At 30.6% G+C, this 17,985-nt stretch carries 18 protein-coding genes and 1 tRNA gene; 7 read left to right on the top strand and 12 right to left on the bottom strand.

The features are described from left to right. Position 1 precedes the first annotated feature (1 nt). From AC1Q5Z_RS23335 to AC1Q5Z_RS23315, 5 genes are all read left to right on the top strand, one after another. A tRNA-Val gene (locus tag AC1Q5Z_RS23335) sits at positions 2-79 on the top strand. 96 nt (positions 80-175) lie between these two features. Then, a complete protein-coding gene (locus AC1Q5Z_RS23330; protein ID WP_492447104.1) occupies positions 176-394 on the top strand; it encodes a hypothetical protein in 219 nt (72 codons plus the stop codon). 348 nt (positions 395-742) lie between these two features. Beyond that, positions 743-1,102: a VOC family protein gene (locus AC1Q5Z_RS23325; RefSeq protein ID WP_492447102.1), complete on the top strand. Its 360-nt coding sequence runs from the start codon at positions 743-745 to the stop codon at positions 1,100-1,102. Positions 1,103-1,238: 136 nt separating this feature from the next. Further along, positions 1,239-1,700 carry a MarR family winged helix-turn-helix transcriptional regulator gene (locus AC1Q5Z_RS23320; RefSeq protein ID WP_012022556.1) on the top strand — a complete coding sequence of 154 codons (462 nt, stop codon included), beginning with the start codon at positions 1,239-1,241 and terminating at the stop codon, positions 1,698-1,700. A 135-nt stretch (positions 1,701-1,835) separates the two neighbouring features. Next, entirely contained in the window at positions 1,836-2,252 is a 417-nt protein-coding gene (locus tag AC1Q5Z_RS23315; RefSeq protein ID WP_492447101.1) for a helix-turn-helix domain-containing protein, read from the top strand. Between the two features lie 62 nt (positions 2,253-2,314). On the opposite strand, the gene AC1Q5Z_RS23310 is transcribed toward AC1Q5Z_RS23315, so the two are convergent. The 4 genes from AC1Q5Z_RS23310 to AC1Q5Z_RS23295 form a co-directional block, all read right to left on the bottom strand. After that, positions 2,315-3,022: a DUF6090 family protein gene (locus AC1Q5Z_RS23310; RefSeq protein ID WP_492447099.1), complete on the bottom strand. Its 708-nt coding sequence runs from the start codon at positions 3,020-3,022 to the stop codon at positions 2,315-2,317. A gap of 223 nt (positions 3,023-3,245) precedes the next feature. Further along, positions 3,246-3,611, bottom strand: coding sequence for a MerR family transcriptional regulator (locus AC1Q5Z_RS23305; RefSeq protein ID WP_343589774.1), 366 nt, complete (start codon positions 3,609-3,611; stop codon positions 3,246-3,248). A 193-nt stretch (positions 3,612-3,804) separates the two neighbouring features. Further along, the gene (locus tag AC1Q5Z_RS23300; protein WP_492447096.1) at positions 3,805-6,567 is read right to left on the bottom strand and encodes a DEAD/DEAH box helicase family protein; all 2,763 of its coding nucleotides are present in this window, start codon (positions 6,565-6,567) and stop codon (positions 3,805-3,807) included. A 320-nt stretch (positions 6,568-6,887) separates the two neighbouring features. After that, complete coding sequence (locus AC1Q5Z_RS23295; protein ID WP_343589770.1) at positions 6,888-7,946, bottom strand: hypothetical protein; 1,059 nt, start codon at positions 7,944-7,946, stop codon at positions 6,888-6,890. Between the two features lie 259 nt (positions 7,947-8,205). On the opposite strand from AC1Q5Z_RS23295, the gene AC1Q5Z_RS23290 reads away from it, so the two are divergent. Next, the gene (locus AC1Q5Z_RS23290; RefSeq protein ID WP_492447094.1) at positions 8,206-8,769 is read left to right on the top strand and encodes an adenylate kinase family protein; all 564 of its coding nucleotides are present in this window, start codon (positions 8,206-8,208) and stop codon (positions 8,767-8,769) included. 92 nt (positions 8,770-8,861) lie between these two features. On the opposite strand, the gene AC1Q5Z_RS23285 is transcribed toward AC1Q5Z_RS23290, so the two are convergent. The 5 genes from AC1Q5Z_RS23285 to AC1Q5Z_RS23265 all read right to left on the bottom strand — a co-directional run bounded on the left by AC1Q5Z_RS23285 (position 8,862) and on the right by AC1Q5Z_RS23265 (position 14,350). Beyond that, the gene (locus tag AC1Q5Z_RS23285; protein WP_343589768.1) at positions 8,862-10,424 is read right to left on the bottom strand and encodes a serine hydrolase; all 1,563 of its coding nucleotides are present in this window, start codon (positions 10,422-10,424) and stop codon (positions 8,862-8,864) included. Then, on the bottom strand, positions 10,421-11,791 hold the full coding sequence (locus tag AC1Q5Z_RS23280; RefSeq protein ID WP_343589766.1) for a hypothetical protein: 1,371 nt from the start codon (positions 11,789-11,791) through the stop codon (positions 10,421-10,423). Before AC1Q5Z_RS23280 ends, AC1Q5Z_RS23285 begins: the two co-directional genes overlap by 4 nt. Positions 11,792-11,852: 61 nt before the next feature. Then, on the bottom strand, positions 11,853-12,392 hold the full coding sequence (locus AC1Q5Z_RS23275) for a hypothetical protein (protein ID WP_492447092.1): 540 nt from the start codon (positions 12,390-12,392) through the stop codon (positions 11,853-11,855). A gap of 122 nt (positions 12,393-12,514) precedes the next feature. Further along, positions 12,515-13,147 carry an SMI1/KNR4 family protein gene (locus AC1Q5Z_RS23270; protein WP_492447090.1) on the bottom strand — a complete coding sequence of 211 codons (633 nt, stop codon included), beginning with the start codon at positions 13,145-13,147 and terminating at the stop codon, positions 12,515-12,517. Between the two features lie 120 nt (positions 13,148-13,267). After that, entirely contained in the window at positions 13,268-14,350 is a 1,083-nt protein-coding gene (locus tag AC1Q5Z_RS23265) for an acyltransferase family protein (protein WP_492447088.1), read from the bottom strand. Between the two features lie 339 nt (positions 14,351-14,689). Here AC1Q5Z_RS23265 and AC1Q5Z_RS23260 point away from each other — a divergent pair, with 339 nt between their 5' ends. Then, complete coding sequence (locus AC1Q5Z_RS23260; protein ID WP_492447086.1) at positions 14,690-15,580, top strand: DMT family transporter; 891 nt, start codon at positions 14,690-14,692, stop codon at positions 15,578-15,580. 61 nt (positions 15,581-15,641) lie between these two features. Here the strand turns inward: AC1Q5Z_RS23260 and AC1Q5Z_RS23255 are convergent, their stop codons facing one another. The 3 genes from AC1Q5Z_RS23255 to AC1Q5Z_RS23245 all read right to left on the bottom strand — a co-directional run bounded on the left by AC1Q5Z_RS23255 (position 15,642) and on the right by AC1Q5Z_RS23245 (position 17,693). Then, entirely contained in the window at positions 15,642-16,235 is a 594-nt protein-coding gene (locus AC1Q5Z_RS23255) for a YdeI/OmpD-associated family protein (RefSeq protein WP_492447084.1), read from the bottom strand. Positions 16,236-16,292: 57 nt separating this feature from the next. After that, on the bottom strand, positions 16,293-17,066 hold the full coding sequence (gene lpxA, locus AC1Q5Z_RS23250) for an acyl-ACP--UDP-N-acetylglucosamine O-acyltransferase (RefSeq protein ID WP_492447082.1): 774 nt from the start codon (positions 17,064-17,066) through the stop codon (positions 16,293-16,295). Between the two features lie 63 nt (positions 17,067-17,129). Continuing rightward, on the bottom strand, positions 17,130-17,693 hold the full coding sequence (locus tag AC1Q5Z_RS23245) for a Crp/Fnr family transcriptional regulator (RefSeq protein ID WP_492447080.1): 564 nt from the start codon (positions 17,691-17,693) through the stop codon (positions 17,130-17,132). Positions 17,694-17,985 lie beyond the last annotated feature (292 nt).

Here is a 17,985-nt window from a genome sequence, read left to right as displayed (position 1 = left end):
AGGGCGATTAGCTCAGCTGGTTCAGAGCACCTCGTTTACACCGAGGGGGTCGGGGGTTCGAACCCCTCATCGCCCACCAAGAAACTCCTTAAGAAATTAAGGAGTTTTTTTTTGTGTTTATTTTTTTTTGTAATTTTTCAAAAAAAATAAGCACAAAACCACTCATCTCTCAAGCATGAAAATACTACATGTTTTTCTTTTATTCATTATTCTTTTATTTACTATAGGAATTTGGGGAATAAAAAAGAATTATGAAAATTACAAAAGCTCTCCTTCATATGGAACAATCAAAGGTTTTTATAGTAGTATTGGCGGAATAATACTTAGTCTAATTCTTTTAATCCTCTATCTTTTAGACTACATTAAAATCGAAGATGCTTTTGTGAATTGGTAAGATCAACTAACCGAAAAGCATTGTCGTTTCGAGTGAAAGGAGAAATCACACTCGAAAATCGACACAGATTATAGATATACTGCACGGAATATCTAGTGCGATCCTTCGTTCCTCAGGATGACAAATCTTTGCCTAAAATCAAGCCTGAGAACAAAATTCAAAATTCTTACCGTAAAAATCGTACTTTATTTACCGCTCTCCTGCCGGCGCGAGCTTCTCGCTTGTACATAAACTGGATTCACGAGCGAGACGCTCGCGCCAGCAGATGTAATTTCTAAAAAAATCAAATCTATTTGTATATTGTTGTCACATATACTATATTTGCGACAACAATTTAATTTTAAAAAAATGAAAGAACTTACATTTGCATCACTACAAGTAAAAAATTTAGAAGCATCAAAAGACTTCTACGAAAAAAAATTAGGATTTGAAGTTGGAAATACTAATCCGCAGGCTTGTATTTTTAAATACAACGAAGGAAAAGCAAGTTTTGCTATTCGTACTCCGCTTGAACCTTTAGAAGATCGAGAATTAGGAATTGGCGTAGCACTTTGGTTTGCTGTTAATGAAAATGTAGACGAACTAAAAGAGAAATACATCGAAAACGGAATAACAACGGCGGGACCAATTATAGATACTCCGTTTGGAAGAGCTTTCCACGTAAAAGATCTTGACGGTTATAAACTTACTTTTTTGGAGACAAAATAAAAGTAAACAATCAGTAATTGTAGAAAGAGATTGAAAGAAAAAATTTTCGCCATTCAATCTACAAAAGGTTCTGATGGCTATCTTTGAAACCAATAAACTTGATTTTTAATATTGACACAAATGCTTCAACATTATTATGGCTAAGGAAATTAATTTTCATTTTAAAAGTCCAAAAGACAGTCCCGGATATTTACTTGGACAGCTAACCATGCTTTGGCAGCGTAAACTAAAAAAAGTTTTAGATCCGCTGGATTTAACGCAGACTCAATTTGTGCTGCTTGCTGCTTTGGGCTGGCTTTCAAAAAAAAGCGATTCTGTAACGCAAATTGATATTGCGAACCAGAGTAATGCCGACAGAATGATGGTTTCAAAAGTATTGCGAACGCTGGAAGAAAAAGGCTTTATTACAAGACACGAGCATGAAACTGATACAAGAGCAAAAACTATTCGATTAACGAATACAGGCGAAACAATTTTGCAAAAAGGTCTTATTGAAGTAGAAAACGCCGATCTTGATTTCTTTTCTTCTTTAGATGAAAATCTTCCGTTGTTTAATTCTAATATGGCAAATCTTATTGACAGAAATAAGACAGAGTAAAAGTGTTTCGGTTTAAAAATACTTATCAGAAAAATTGTATTTTTGTTTACCGCTCCCAAAGAACAACTGTAACATACATTTAAAATCTGTTTTTTACAGTTCCGGTTTATTATACTTAATTATTATCTTTGAATTATGAGCACACTATCAAGACCAAAACATATCGGAAGAAACATTAGCCGTATTCGTGAACTTCGTGATATGAAGCAGGAAGCATTGGCACAAGCTTTAGGAACAAACCAACAAGCTATTTCTGCTATGGAAAATAGCGAAACTATTGATGAAGAAAAGCTTACAGCAGTTGCAAAAGCACTTGGCGTTACAGCTGACGGTATTAAAAACTACAGCGACGAAAACATACTAAGCATCATTAACAATACATTTAATAGTCACGACAATTCAACATTAAATGCAGTCAATTTTCAACCTACTTTTAATCCACTTGATAAAATTGTAGAACTTTACGGAGAAAAAGAAAAACTTTACGAACGCTTGATCCAAGCCGAAAAAGATAAAGTTGAATATCTCGAAAAAATAGTAAAAGGAAAATAACCTTTTAAAAGCATAAAAAAACTCCATTAGAAATAATGGAGTTTTTTTATGCTTTAACTTTTTTATTTATCTAACTTTTTTTCAATTTCTTTAATAAGCTCAACTGCAAGTGGTTTTGTATTTTCTTTATAAACTCTTATATTATTTTTACCTAGTTTAACAAGATATGAAAGTGTCTTTTTATATTTTGGATCAGAATATAATTCTTTCTCTGGCTTATCTGCATTTTCTATTTCTTTATCAAAACACTTAAACAAAAATTCAGTGTACATTTTATCAACTTCATTAGCAGCTGGAACAAATATTTGATAATAGTTTAAGATTTTCTGTTTCAATTTTTCGTCTTCAATGTAGCCCAATTTACCACTAGATTTAAAACTTTCATAATTACCTATAGTCAATGTTTGACCATGTGAATGAATTGGGAAATTAACTTTACTATTAGATTTATAAATACTATCTAGTTGAGCAGGCGTTAATGCCAAAATTTTTTCGTAGTCTGCGTTTGTCTTTTGGTACATTCCCACTTCTCTGTCAATACTTTCTATATCATTCTTTAAATCATTTTTTAAATTAGCAAGAAACGCATTTACTTCTTCTTGCTGGTGCCTATGTTCGCTCCAACTGTGCAGCGATATTGAAAGTGTAACAGCAAAAACGATTATGCATATTTCTATAATGATCTCTTTTACTTTCTCTCCTACCGTGTGTTCAGATTTTTTGACAGCTTTGTAAATTTTGTTTGAATGTTTGGTTATTTCTTCTTGCATAATTTAGTTTTCTAGTTTTAACTTTGGTTGTTATTTGAAGTTTAATTTAGTACGCTATTTAATTCTATAAATTTAAAAGCGAATATAAGACTATTTGCAAAATCTCTTATTAATTTCCTAAATTCCGTATAAAACTTTTCTTAAATAGTTAAAATAAGAAACCATGAAAAAAACTCCTTAATTTCTTAAGGAGTTCTCTATACATGCTTTTAAACTTTAACAATCAATCATTCTTATTACTCTGTATTTTCTCGCATACTTTTTCAAGAAGACTTTTGGTTTGTTTAAAATATTTCATTTTATCATCAATCTCTTTTATTTTGGCTTGAAAAAGCTCTAGTGTTTCTGGTTTAGAGTCAGTTGTCTCGAACCAGCTAATCAATATTTTTTTTATTTCTGCTAAAGTAAACCCGACTTCTCTTGCTTCTATAATAATTTCTAAACGCTCAATAGTATTAGCATCGTAATGTTTATAGTTATTAGATGTCACCTTTTCATCCGTCAATCCTTTAATCATTCCTAAATTCTCATAATATCTAATCGTATGGATTGACAATCCTGTTTTTTTTGATAATTCGTTTACAAGCATAGCATTATTTTTTTTGACACAAACAACAAAGCATAGAGCATAGTCTATACTTTATCGATGCAAATATAATAATTGTTTTTACTTTTAAAGCTTAAAAATATGAGAAATGAGAGACACACAATTTTCGTAATAGATTACAACACCGAATCAAAATGTTTGGATAAAAAAACTCCATTATTTCTAATGAAGTTTTTTACTTCCATTTATTTACTCGTTGCGCTTTTTTATCAAATTGTGTCGCTAAAGATTGTATCCTAGAACTCAAAATCAACTTTCTACCGTCGATTGTTCGGGTAAAAATTAAATCGCAACTCCCAACAAGTTCTTTCCATTGCTGTTTGAAATGCTCTGCCAGTTTTTTATTTCTTCCTATAATTTCAGGAACTGAGTGATAATCTTTTTGCTCCTTAAAGAACAAAAATCTATTTTTTCTGATTATTATATAACGAGGAGTTTCTATAGGACTTATAATTTCCTGTAAAGAGTTTATGAATATTGATTTCTCAAAAGTACTTCCTCCATCCAAATGACAATACACTCCTCCCCATTCATCTACTGAAGCTATCACTTCTAAACCAGAATAATTAGTTTTAATAATCCTGGCTTTAATCAATGAATTTAAAAGTGCCTCTCCAATTTGTTTAATATCTTTGGAAATGTCACGATATTTAAAATACAATCTTAATGCTTTTAGTGTCTGTCTTCCAAAAAACAACATCCCAACTATTCCAAAAAAAGTAAGAAAAAAATAAAGATCTCGCATGCTCCTGATTCTTCTAGCTGATTTTAAAAATTCTTGTATTATTTCTAAACCAAAACTAGCCAAACCAGAACCTAAAGTAGCCAAAAGATTGGCAAGCGTTTTATTTAAATACATTGATTTAATTGCTTTATACTCTTTTGCTTCAGAAAATGGAATCTTAATTTCTTCTACAAGAGTTACTCCTGTTTGAAGTGCTTTTTTCCATACTTCTTTTAAGTTTTCTCTATTAGCCGCATGTTTGAACATTTCAATATTCATTTTCTCAGCTTCACCTTTTTCGCAGATATTTTCACCTAATTTCAATCGTCCAATTCCATTTTCAATGCCAGGTTGCTCATGAAATGATACCCCTACAAAACTTTTAAAGCGCCTTTTTAGCAAATCGAAATCATCTCCACCTGTTGGAGATGTTTCATCGATAGTAACTAGATGCCAAATATTTCCCGTTTTGCTAGAATTCCCATTTTGAGTTCTAATAGCTCTGCCACGCATTTGATTTGACAAAACAAAAGAACCTACAAAACTTGCCAATATTAAAGAGTTAATTGCCGGAGCATCCCATCCTTCTCCAAGTAATGATTTTGTTCCGATCAAAACTTCTATTCCTCCACTTTGAAAAATTTGAGTTACGATATGAACAATATAATGAGTAAGCTGTTCAGTCTGATGTATTAAAACATAATTTGAATCAAAAGGAACAATACTGGAATTTATTTTGGAAATACCACAATTTGTTGCCCTAACTTCAAAATCATTATAAACACTACTTGGAATAATAATGATTGATCCCGTTAATACACCAATTTTTTTATTCTCTATATTTTCTCTTCTTAGTTTTTCAAAAATAGGAATAACTCCCAGTCTATTTAATTCCAGATTGTTTTCAGAAGAATTAACATAGTATTCTTTTCGGATAAAATCAGAAAGAATTACCATACGTAAATCTTTTCCCAGCTGATTGTATTCAAAATCAACAATCTCTTTAATGCCGTTTAGCTTACTTATACTTGACGTTAAAAAACCTGTAACTTTTCTATTGTATAAAAAATCTATCTGTCTTCTCTCTATCGCCCCAAATCTTCTCAATCTATTCTCAAGAGTTTTTCGATGTTCTTCAAATTCTTTAAAATGCTCATCCTCCTTATAAAGATAAAACTCCAAAAGCTTTTCAGTCCATTCGTAATCCAAAACAGGGATTATTATTTTTTTGTCTCCAATAACTTCTAGATGAATTTCAGGAATTTCCCTATTGTTTGTTTTTAAAAATATCAAACTGGCAGAATAATAAGCAAAATTATTATAAATCCAGTCTAGATGTTCCTCAGGATTTTTCCAAATAGGATGTGCCTCAATTGCCTGAATAATGGTTTCTTCATTTTTTATTTCCTGAAAAAGCATTTCTATATTATCCCTAAAATTAGTAATATCCTGATGCTCTTTTTCAGTTGGCGCTGTAAAATATACATAATCTTGATGTGGAGACAGATCTCCTTCGATTACCAATTCTGGCACCGAAATTTCCATATCCACAAGTCCATTAAGTTCAATATAACGTTGCCATTCAATAGGCGAAACGTCATAAGGCGGCGTTGCAGTTAACCCCACAATTACTGGATTAATTTTCTCTTTTACTTTAGTTAGTGTCTGCCACCACTCATTTTTTAAATGATGTGCCTCATCTACTACGATCGTCTTAATCTTTTGCGCATTTAAGCCATTTACAATTTTATCAAGATTTGCATTTGTCTGTTTACTTCTTACATTTTCTTCACTTTCTTCTTCCTCTTCAAAATCTTCTTCCTCAATTTTTAAATTATTACAAGCCGCATGAAGTCCTTGGTAAGTTATCACGGTCATAAATTTTGGATTCCTAATGTCTCTCGAAATCCAGTCTGGAATCTGATCTGTTTGAAGAAATAGCTCACAAAATCGCTGAATCCATTGATTGCGAATTGCAATTGTTGGCGCGAGAATTAAAGTCGGCTTATTTAAACGAAGAGCAACTTCAAGTCCTAAAATAGTTTTACCGGAACCTGGAGGAGCTATAATATGTAAATGTCCATCTTTTAAATGTTCTTCTAAATTTTCTAATACTCTTTGCTGGTATCTTCTCCAATTATATTTAAACTTAGCTTCTTTTGGATATTCGGCCAGCCCATCGTTTATTTTAAGCTTGCTCGTATTAACTAACATCTTTGCATAAATTAATCACTAGATTTTTAATTTTATCTATTTGCTAACATAAGTAAAAAACCTTACAAATCACTAAAAAATTATTACTCTTATAAATTAAAAAACCACTTTCTTTAAACATGTAAATTATTGCATTAGATATATTCGGAAAACACTTTAAATAATTAAATCTTTTTCTATTTCCTAAAACAAACATCATAAAGTAGAATAATTTGGAAGAACTTAGTAATTCGATAGAATCTATTCTTAATAAATAACAATGCTCTCAATAAAAAAGCTCCATTATTTCTAATGGAGCTTTTTTTGTATATAGAAGTTTTTTATTTCAATTTCGTTAACGCTTTAGAATTTCTCAATAAAAATATATATTGAAAATAATCCGTTGCAGAAGCATCTTTTAGAGGCACAATATTTTCTCCAAAAGCTCTAGATTTTACTGTTATCAAATTTTGCGATTTCAAGTAAGGCGAATTTTTTGAGTTAAGTTTAAAAAGTGTGATTGATTCTGGCTTGCTCAATTCTTTCAGATCATTAATTCCTTTTACAAGCATTAACGGGCCGTTGGCATTCATCCAATCTACTTTTTCATTTTCAGGAGTTGGAAACTGAGGATTCTTAGGAAGATACATTTCACTGTCAATTGTATAACTTACCAAACTTGTCACTTTTACTCCCGAATCTTTTAATCCTGCAGCAAAAGTTGCTCTACCCGATTCTGTTTTCTTTTGCAACGTATGAAAATATCCAAAAAGTCCATAGAATTTTTCATTTTCAAGATGCTTCTTCTGAATTGCATTTTTAAAATTACTCACCATTGCTTCATCTCTAGAACCTTTAGATTCATCATCAAAATTTTTATCAATTCCGATAACCGTAATTTTTAGAGAATCAGCCAAATTTTGATTGTAATCATGCACAGCGCTCCATTTATCAAATAATTCTTGGCTAGATTGCTGTGGAATTCTTCTTTTGATAGATTCAACAACTTCTCTCAAAGCCACTTTATTTTTTTCCTTTTCTAAAAATAAAAAAGCATTTAACTTTTTAGCTGTCAAACTATCCATCTCGGCAATGTAATATTTGATTCCTAATTTTTTATTTAAGAAAAAAAGCATTTCTTGATCTATCTTCTGATTGTCAGCATAACCATGAATTTCTCCTAATAAGAAAACTTGCGATTTATAAAACTCATCATCAAACAACTTCTCGTCTATAGAAGCTCTTATCTGAACATTATTTTCTGTCAAATACTTTACGTTATCATCATCTTTCGACTCTAAAAACAATTTGTTACTGATATACAAATAGGCAATAAAAAGTACAATAATACTCAAAAGGCTAATAAACGTGATTTTGATAAATTTTAAAATTTTCTTCATGGTTATGGATTATGGTTGTTTTGATTTTGATGTAAAAATATTTTTATTCTGCACATTATTCAATTTTTATTGACCGAATTGTTATTTCTAGAAGATGAATTGTTTCCTTCTTGATTTATCCATATCTCAGGTAGTGAAATTTTTAGCTGTTTTTTATAAAGAAGATTTTTTTCTTATAAGTACACGATTCTTTGTTAGGCTAGAATAAATCATTCGTACCTTTAAAGAATCAAAAAAAATAAAAACTTCACAACTTAAAATGGAAATATTAATAATTACTGGCCCTCCTTATTCTGGAAAAGGTACGCAATGCGAAATTTTAAAAGACGAACTTAAATTTGAGCATATTTCAACTGGAGACAGATGCCGTTTGGAAAAACAAAATGAAACCGAAATTGGAAAAATAATGTCCCAATATGAAGAAAAAGGAGATTTGGTACCTGATTCTATAATGAAAGATCTTTTCAGTAAAATATTGGACGAAAACCGAAATGCAAACGGAATCATATTAGACGGCTACCCGAGAACCGAACCACAAGTAAATGATTTGTTAGAACTTGTTAAATCTAAAAATCTGGAAATTGGAAAAGTAATTAATATAGAGGTTCCAAAAGAAGAACTTTTAAAAAGAGCACAAAAAAGAGCCGAAACTTCTAACAGAAAAGATGATAAAGATGCCAATATTCATATTAAAAGAATCGAGGTTTTTGAAAGTTCAACCAGACCAGCAATTGAATATATGAAGTCAAAAATTAAAGTCTTGACTTTTGACGGAATGGGGACAATTAAAGAAATAACAAACCGTATTAAAGATAATTTGTAAAAAAAAAAATCTCTTATTGAATTACAGCTTTATTAAATTCAATAAAAAAAACTCCATTATTTCTAATGGAGTTTTTTTTATTACACTAATTGTTATTTTACTCTTATTAAATCTAAGTCTTGAAAATCAAAACTAAAATCGATGTTTGGAGAAATACCTTTCATTTTAATAGATTGAGCTTTACCATTTTCGTCTAGAGAAAACATTGCCATTGCATCGCAATTCATCGCTTGATATTCCCATTTTATGGCAAATGTATTGGCATTGTAAAAAGCCATTGGTCCATTTAATTTAGGCGAACGATACGATTTAAACCATAATTGTTTGTCTTTTTCAAATATTTCTATTTCACCAAACCATTTATCGGCATAAACGCCTATAAAATCTTCATTCTTTATTTTTACCTTTTTAGATAGTTTTACTTTTTCCCAAACTTTTTTAGTCACATCATCACCTTTATTTCTATCTTCGTTCATCCATTCTACCAATTTATCGGTCCATCCAAAATCGTCTAAACCTAAATAACTGTCAGAAATTGTATTACTAACTGCCGTAAAAAGCCCGCCTCCTCCATTTTCTGTATTAGTTAAAATTACAATTCCCAAATTCAAATCTGGATACATAGTTACAATAGAAAGCATTCCTGGCAAACCTCCAGTATGCGACACTTTTAAAGTTCCTTTCTCGTCTGACAATTGCCAGCCTAAACCATAACCATTAAAATGAGAATTGTATCTTGGATTTTGATCTGTTTCCTGAACGGTATGTATTCTCCACATTTCATTGTGGTTTTCTAAGGAAAAAAGCGATGTTTTCGAGTCTGGCCCGTACTGACCTTTATTCAAACGAACTATCATCCACTTCGCCATATCTTCTGCGTTAGAAAATATTCCTCCTGCAGCAGCATTAATTTGATCATTAAACCCTTCTATTTTCTTTATCGTTCCAGATTCAGACGAATGCGAAACTGCAAAATTAGATCTATCTTTTATTAAACTACTTCCGACAAATGTATTGTTCATTTGTAAAGGATCAACAATTCTTTTTTGTACAAATTCCTCATAACTCATACCACTTACTCTTGCAATTATTTCACCAGCTACGATATAAAGCAAATTATCATAATCCCATTTCGTTCGAAAAGCTGAAACAGGTTTAAAATGCTGAAAACTTGTTAAGACATCTTTAATGTTAAAATTAGTACCGTCAGGAAAAAACATCAAATCACCTGCGCCCAATCCGAGCCCGCTACGATGAGTCAGCAAATCTTGTATATTAAAATTCTCCGTCACATAATCATTATACATTTTAAATTCAGGAGCATAATCTTTTACTTTATCAGTCCATTTCAATTTTCCTTCATCTTCTAAAATAGAAAGGGCAGCCGTTGTAAACGCTTTACTATTTGAGGCTATTTGAAAATTTGTCTTTTCATTGACCTCTTTTTTTGTTTCTATAGAACTGACGCCGTAACCTTTTAAGTGAATTATTTTTCCGTCTTTAACAACCGCAATCGACGCTCCTGCTACTTTAAACTTTGTTAATGCAGACTCCATCAACAAATCAATTTTATCTGATGTTAGCTGGCCAAAAGCTGTTGCACATGAAAAACAAATGCAAATAACTGTGATAAAAAAACTATTTCCTTTTTTCATATTATTGATTTAATTAATGTTTCTAAATTAGATGTTTTCTGATTCACAATTATCAATTGACTTTTATCGTCCAATAGAATTTTTTCGGCAAATTCTTTATCTGGATTTCCTTTCCAGTTTTTCAGTTCTTTAAACTTCCCTTTTAAGAGTTTTATCTTTTCTTTATTGTCTTTTGAAATAATTACCATTTTGGTCAATGGTGTCTGCTTCATTTTTTCAATACTGCTGTCTGTAATTTGATCTTCGTATTCTGTTCTGGAGCGATAACGGAACATTTTGTTTATTACATTAAAATCTTTTTCATTTTCAGTAATCACATAACGATACGTCATAATATTATTCATTTCGTTTATCCAATCTGGAAAATTGATCTCGTAAAGCTGAATGTACTGATCTATAAAATTCTTATCAATCGGTTTCTTCTGTTCGATATATTCTTTAGTTAACGGATAAATTTGTCTTGCCATCAAATTGATATATTTATTATTATACCATTCTCCTTCGTCAACTTTATTATCTAATTTTTCGTAAACATAACCATTACCCAATACCGTCGCCAAAACCTCATTCATGAGCTGATAAGCATAATTACTGCATTTCGATTTATTTTCTTTAAAATAAGTATCAATTGCCGTTTTAACTTCGAGCGATTGTTCGTCGTAAACGATGTGATATGTTTCGTGCATCATTACACTAAACAAATCTTTATGCGATTTTAAATCGGTTTGGATGGCACTCATAAAATTATTGCAGAATGCAGAAGCGGTAAAACCTTTTGAATTGGGTAAAGGATAAAAGGCTGCCTCAAACGGAATTGAATTATCCCAACTAGAATTATAAAATATTAATCCTGTTTTAAAATAATCTTCAATGTGATGTTCATTAGAATATTTGATAATTTCATTCAACTGTTTTTCAAATTTTTCTTTGTTCGAATTATAAATCAGTTCATTATAGATTGGTGTAAATTCAGAAATACATTCGCCTAAATCACTCAAAGTTTTATTAGGAATCATTCCTGCAGAACGAAGTTTGAAATCATTTAAATTATCTGTCTCTATTAAATTTTTTTTTAAGATATCTTTTGTCTGCATTGTTTTCTTTGAGCCGTACGGAAAATCTTCGAACCGAAAACTATACGAAATAGACAATTGATCAAATTTTGAGATTAAGCTTTTATACTTCTCAACATTGTACTTTGATTTTTGAAATTCTGTTTTAAAAACATTATCTGGATAATAATCAGATAAATTCTCTAAGAACACATAAACCGCAAGTTGTTCAGAATATTTGATTTTAAAAGAAGGATTTTGCCCAAATGAAAGTGAACTTAATAATAAAAAAATCAGCAAAAGTGTATTTTTCATGCAATTTCTATTAGCAGTAAAAGTTTAGATTTTGAATAACGTTTTATAAATATAAGATATTTTACAAGCGTCTGTTTCGTTTCTTTTTAGATGTCACAACTTCTTTAATCAAACCTCGTTCTAAAAGTATTTTGTTGTAAAGACCTTCTCGAAGTTTTTCAAATTCTTCTTTCAAAAGAAAAAATAACTTTTCTGATTCGTTTGGATTTTCGAGTTTTTTCAACATAATTCCAATTCCTGAATTATGCGAAATTCCGTCACGATTAATAACAAAATGAAGTCTGCTGGAATCTTCCAAAAAAAAATCGGAATAGTACTTTTTTAATTGCAATTCTTTCTGATTCATTAAAAGATCTATTAGTTTTTTGATTTCAGTAGGCAATTCAAACCCCAATAAACTTTCAATTTCTTTACTATCTTTTTCTCCAGCATAAAAGGCAATTTCTCCTCTGCATTCATAATAAATATCAACGAAAATTTCAAATCTTAAGAGACGTTCTGTCCAGCCATCTGAGTAAATATAGGAAAGAAGATATTCTTCATCTAAAACATAATAACCCGATTCATCAGGTTTTTGAATTTCTAATCGGTTAAAGCCCATTCGTTTTTATTTTGTTATTTCTAAATGATGCTGTTCCTAAAATTTCATTAATCCTTTTTTTTTAGACATCTTTTTCTCGACTCCAACCTCTCCGAATTGGTTCTGTATTTTGAACAACGAAACTATTTTTTTGTATTATATTCTTCTGCAATATCACTCCAATCATCATTCCATGTACTCTCAAAATAAATATCTGCCTTCTCCCAATCTTTTGCGTCCCAATCTTCTCTTTCATCAACTAGTTTCAATTTCTCAGACCTAATTTTTCCAATTATCAAATTTAGAAAATCTTCAAAGTTGTCTGCGATTACCGAAACTGGCTCAGGATCTCCGCATGGAAGATAGATAATCTGCCCTAAAATACCGTCTGTATTTGGAATAAAATCTATACAAAGAAAATTTCCCGAGCCATCATGGGCAAATGGAATTCTTTTAGTGGAATACAAAATATCGGTAATTTTTTTTACCTGATTAATAGCTTCAGGTTTTGTATCGGGAGCATTTTTAAAAAATAGCCATTCTCTTTTAACTTCTTCAACACCTAAATATCCAAATCCTCCCAAGAAACCCAAACTTCTTTTTTCGCCGTTATAAGTTTTCAATAATTGAATATAAGATGCAGGAGATTTTTGACCTGTAAATTTTTCCAGTTCCTGTATTTCAACATCGGTTGCTCCTTTATTCATAAAACGATCAAAAATATCAAGCTTACTTTTACAAACATTAATTAAACTGACTGTTACTTCTGCTTTCATTTTAGATTGATTTTTTTTGATTTGTGCTTTTGAATAATTAAAAAACAATGTAAGTATTAAAATTAAGTAATATTTTTTCATCTTAAATTTTATGATATTGAAAGATTATCCTTTTCACAATCATTTTTTTCTTCTTTCTGTCAAATATTTTCTTAATGGTTTATCATAAACATTCATTACGAAATACGCAAAACCAACTAAAAGTATCACACTCGTTGTTACGATACATGTAAGCTGCATTGTGTTTGGTTTATAATTGACAAAGTAATTTCCGAACATCCATAGTACAGCATAATGTGTCATATATAACGGATATGAAATGCTACCCGAAAATGTGCATATCTTTTTCAAACAAGGTTTTAAATGAGCACCAGCACCCAAAGAAATTAATAACGGAAAGTAAAATAAAACCACAAAAGGTTCAGTCAGCCAATTCCACTTTGAAAAAGGCATTACAAAAGCCAAAAGCAATAAAATAGTCAATCCGGCAAATCCCAATTTATTTTTGATAATCCAATTGGATCGGTAAATAAGTAATCCGGCCAAAAAAGAGTACGATATTCTGGCACAACCGTCCCAAAAAGTTGGTCCACTCCATCCTCCTATTAAATTTCCAGAACTATATCCAACATAACAAATTGCAACTGCAGAAATTAAAGTAAGAACAACTAAAAAGTTTTTGCGAATTTTATAAAGTACAAGTGCATAAACGATATTAGCAATATATTCCCAAAAAAGAGACCATGCGGGCGCATTAAAACTAAATAAATTAAATCCGCGATCTTCAATAACTGGAAACGGAATAAGAAATAAGGAACATATAAATGTCAAAATAATTTTTCCTGTGCTATACAATTCCAAATGCCCTCCAAACGGATCAAACAAGAAAGCCAATAATCCTAATATTGATCCCGCTATAACCAAAGGGTGCAATCTTATAATTCTGGATATAAAAAAATTGCGAAGACCCATTTTTGCAATACGATCATCATAAGCGTATCCAATTACAAATCCCGAAAGGCAAAAGAAAAAATCAACAGCTAAAAATCCGTGTCCAATAAAGTTTTGACTTGGATCTGTAAAAATCCATTCCATAAAGTGAAACACAACAACAGCAAAAGCTGCTATGCCTCTTAATCCGTCTAAAATTTCAAAATGCTGTTTTGTTTCAAGAACTGCTGTAGTTGATTGGTTGGTAGTCATTAAATTGTAATATTCTTAATTAAAGTGATTTGGTGCCGACGCAAGTTCTACAAATAAATATTCAAATCAAAATCAGATTTATTCAATTCTGCTGCAAAACGTCTCAAGTTTCACATTTAAATAACTTTTTTAACTTTTTCATTCCATATCCTTTTTATAAGTTTGCTAAAATTCAAATTTAATCATGAGTTTCAAAGGTTGTCTTCCTCCTCCATAAATTAATAATACATTTTTAGTATTGACATTAGACCGATTATTCTTGGTCAAATTCTGTATGTTTTTACTTCAATTCAATTATTAATATTCAAAATACATCCCTCAAAAGGATAGACAACTTCTATGAAAAAATCTTATTTGATACTGCATACTGCAGTTTTACTTGCTGGTTTTACTGGCGTTTTCGGAAAACTTATTTCTCTTAACGAAATTACTTTAGTTTGGTACAGAGTTTTATTTGCTTCTATTATTCTATTTTTTATTTTAAAAATATACAATATTAAAACGCTCAAATCATTTTCTGAAATAGCAAAAATTTCTAAAGCTGGAGTTCTTATTACCATTCACTGGATTTTTTTCTATGCCAGCATTAAGTATTCTAACATATCTATAGGTGTTGTATGTTATTGTTTAACTAGTTTTTTTACTGCCTTTTTTGAACCTATTCTCAATAAAAAAAGATTTAATCTGATTCAAATTTTATTAAGTATGCTAACCTTATTGGGAATAAGTCTAATTTTTCATTTTGATTCTTCATATCAGCTTGGGATTTTGTTAGGTGTAATTTCGTCTGCATTTGCCGCTTTGTATACCATTTACAATGAAAGGTTAGTGCAATTTTATGATAGCAAACTAATTAATTTTTATCAGATGCTTGGCGGAACTATAGTGTTAGGGCTCGCTCTGCCATTCTATTTTTACAATTTTCCAAATCAGACTTTTATTCCAAACTTAACAGACATTTTCTATTTATTGATTTTGGCTTCCTGTTGTACAGTTGCACTTTATGTAATGTTCGCAGAATCACTCAAAAAGATTCCTGCCTTTACCATAAACCTAACTTTTAACTTAGAACCGATTTATTCAATAATACTAGCCTTTTTATTTTTTAACGAAGGACAATCAGTTAATTTCTCATTTTATATTGGAATTACTTTGGTTATGACCTCTGTTTTACTTCAGTCCATAATTTCTATTCGAAATAAAAACACAATCGAACATCAAATTTCTTAACGCTTTAAAACAAAAAAACTCCTTTTTCTCAAAAGGAGTTTTTCTTTTTATCTAAAATGCCTCAATCATTCAAACCTTTTCCCTCCAAAATTCTTGGCATATTTTTCTCTACTCTAGCTTCTCTAGTTTTAGATTGTTTCGGTTGAGAAAAATGGAGTAAATAACCTCGTTGTCTTCCTGGAGTTAAAGTGTAAAAAGCTTTTTTAAAATCAGGATCACTATCAAATTTGTTTTGAAGTTCTTCGGCAATTTCAAATTCAGAAACTTTTTTCAGATCAACTTTTTTTCCTGACTTTTCAATTTCAGCAGCTTCAAAAATATACTTTTTTAAAATTTCTTTTTTAGCTAAAATATCTTGAACACTCCTAAATCGAACTTGCCGTGCCGCTTGTACATTTTTTGATTGCTGAATTAATATTTTATCAGGATCTTTCATTAAAGCTCCTTTAAAAAACAAAAAAGCAAAATATTCCTTAAAAGCATGAATCAAAACAATGTTGGCTCCATCAAAAGTGTAACACGGACAACCCCATTTTAATTCTTCTGACAAGTGACAGTCTAAAACAATATCTCTTAATTGCTCTAGTTCAGCTTTCCATTTCTCAGCTTTTTCAAAATAAAAATCAACTTTAGAATTTTCGCTATAAGCAGTCATAATAAATTCTTTTAAAATTTACTATAAATATAAAAATTTAGACAATCTATTATCTCATTAAAATTCATAACCTCTGATTATCCCTCTGTTTGATTGCATTACAAAACTTAAAATTTTATCGCGCTCAACAGTCTTTCGAAACTTTTCAGTAATCAATTCTAAAGCAAATTTAGTATTTCTCTTTTCCTGAAATAAAACACGATATATGGATCGAAGTTCGTCAATTTTATCCGAAGTAAATTCTCTTCTTTTTAAACCTACAGTATTTACTCCTGCAAATCGTAAGGGTTCATGAGCAACAATAATATATGGCGGAACATCTTTAACTACACGACTCAAACCACTAATCATGGCATGTTCGCCAATAATAGAAAATTGATGTATCGCAGTTAAGCCACCTATATTTACCCAGTCCTGAACAATTACTTCGCCAGCCATACCAACGCTAAACCCAATAATAGAATTGTTTCCTATTACACAATCATGCCCAATATGAGCATTTGACATAATGAGATTCGAATTCCCAATACTAGTTTTACCCTTAGAAATTGTGCCTTTATTAATCGTAACAAACTCTCTGATTATATTGTTGTCACCAATTTCTAGAAGAGTGTATTCGCCTCTATATTTCAAATCCTGAGGCATACCACCCAAAACAGCATTAGAATGGATTTGGCAATTTTCTCCAATTCTTGTTCCGCTTAAAATTGTAACATTATTTCCTATCTGACTATTATTGCCAATTACAACATCCTGCTCAATCGTCACACCATTTCCTAACGAGATGTTATTACCCAAAACAGCATTTTTATGAATAAACGTATCCTTCAATTTTTAAATCTTTAATTAACAGCAAAAATTGAAAAACTTTTTATTCTTTTTATTGATCTAATGTCAAATAATTGACGCTCGAATTCTGCTCAAAGTTTCCTGACTCACGCCAATTAATGAAGCTATGTGTTTTAGTTTACCTTTTTTAATAATTTGAGGAAATGACTCTAAAAGAAATAAGTATTTTTTCTCTGCAGTCATTAGACGAAATAAATGATTGAACTCATTTAATTTAGAAAGATAATGTCGAAGTTGTTTAATATGAAACTTTACAAATAACGGATATTCTAATAAAGCCTGCTCATCAGAATAAGACAAGGAATATAGGACTGTTTCTTCACAAGTTTGAAAATTTTCAAAAGAAGGTTTCTGCTCAAAAAAACTGCTCATCGAAGTTACAAATTGATTATCGGTATAAATCCATTTGGTAACTTCTACACCATCTTCAATACAAAATCTTCTAACCGCACCCGATTTAATAAAATAGATTTTATTACAAACCTTAGTTTCTTCAACAAGAAATTCGCCTTTCTTAAAAATTTCTTCGGCAAAACTTTTTTTTATAGCCTGCTCAGTCTCCAAATCTAATTCCTGAAAACTCTTTATAATTAGAATCAGCTCTTCCATTTATTTTTTAATTCCATAATAAATCAAAAATAAAACTTAATTAAGACAAAAACTAAATTCGACCAGCAAACTACAAACCGAACCTGCCTTTTTTGATGCATTTCATGCCTTTTAACGCCTTATTGCAAAAAAGAAGAAGTAGTGCCAATAATAAAAATTATCCTCTTTAAAACATTTCGTTCGAATTAGAAACACATTTTAAATCTGATAATTTAAAAAATAGCTATAAAACAAAAAACCCTATCCGTTTTGGATAGGGTTTTCAAAAGAAAGGCGACGACATACTCTCCCA

It is taken from the genome of Flavobacterium sp. GW823-FHT06G12 (assembly GCF_058794775.1).
The sequence above is the reverse complement of the archived record's forward strand: the minus strand, read 5'-3'. Positions and strand labels throughout refer to the sequence as shown.

Coding starts and splice junctions, on each gene's coding strand:
- AC1Q5Z_RS23330 (WP_492447104.1), top strand. CDS start 176: ATGAAAATACTACATGTTTTTCTTTTATTCATTATTCTTTTATTTACT.
- AC1Q5Z_RS23325 (WP_492447102.1), top strand. CDS start 743: ATGAAAGAACTTACATTTGCATCACTACAAGTAAAAAATTTAGAAGCA.
- AC1Q5Z_RS23320 (WP_012022556.1), top strand. CDS start 1,239: ATGGCTAAGGAAATTAATTTTCATTTTAAAAGTCCAAAAGACAGTCCC.
- AC1Q5Z_RS23315 (WP_492447101.1), top strand. CDS start 1,836: ATGAGCACACTATCAAGACCAAAACATATCGGAAGAAACATTAGCCGT.
- AC1Q5Z_RS23310 (WP_492447099.1), bottom strand. CDS start 3,022: ATGCAAGAAGAAATAACCAAACATTCAAACAAAATTTACAAAGCTGTC.
- AC1Q5Z_RS23305 (WP_343589774.1), bottom strand. CDS start 3,611: ATGCTTGTAAACGAATTATCAAAAAAAACAGGATTGTCAATCCATACG.
- AC1Q5Z_RS23300 (WP_492447096.1), bottom strand. CDS start 6,567: ATGTTAGTTAATACGAGCAAGCTTAAAATAAACGATGGGCTGGCCGAA.
- AC1Q5Z_RS23295 (WP_343589770.1), bottom strand. CDS start 7,946: ATGAAGAAAATTTTAAAATTTATCAAAATCACGTTTATTAGCCTTTTG.
- AC1Q5Z_RS23290 (WP_492447094.1), top strand. CDS start 8,206: ATGGAAATATTAATAATTACTGGCCCTCCTTATTCTGGAAAAGGTACG.
- AC1Q5Z_RS23285 (WP_343589768.1), bottom strand. CDS start 10,424: ATGAAAAAAGGAAATAGTTTTTTTATCACAGTTATTTGCATTTGTTTT.
- AC1Q5Z_RS23280 (WP_343589766.1), bottom strand. CDS start 11,791: ATGAAAAATACACTTTTGCTGATTTTTTTATTATTAAGTTCACTTTCA.
- AC1Q5Z_RS23275 (WP_492447092.1), bottom strand. CDS start 12,392: ATGGGCTTTAACCGATTAGAAATTCAAAAACCTGATGAATCGGGTTAT.
- AC1Q5Z_RS23270 (WP_492447090.1), bottom strand. CDS start 13,147: ATGAAAGCAGAAGTAACAGTCAGTTTAATTAATGTTTGTAAAAGTAAG.
- AC1Q5Z_RS23265 (WP_492447088.1), bottom strand. CDS start 14,350: ATGACTACCAACCAATCAACTACAGCAGTTCTTGAAACAAAACAGCAT.
- AC1Q5Z_RS23260 (WP_492447086.1), top strand. CDS start 14,690: ATGAAAAAATCTTATTTGATACTGCATACTGCAGTTTTACTTGCTGGT.
- AC1Q5Z_RS23255 (WP_492447084.1), bottom strand. CDS start 16,235: ATGACTGCTTATAGCGAAAATTCTAAAGTTGATTTTTATTTTGAAAAA.
- AC1Q5Z_RS23245 (WP_492447080.1), bottom strand. CDS start 17,693: ATGGAAGAGCTGATTCTAATTATAAAGAGTTTTCAGGAATTAGATTTG.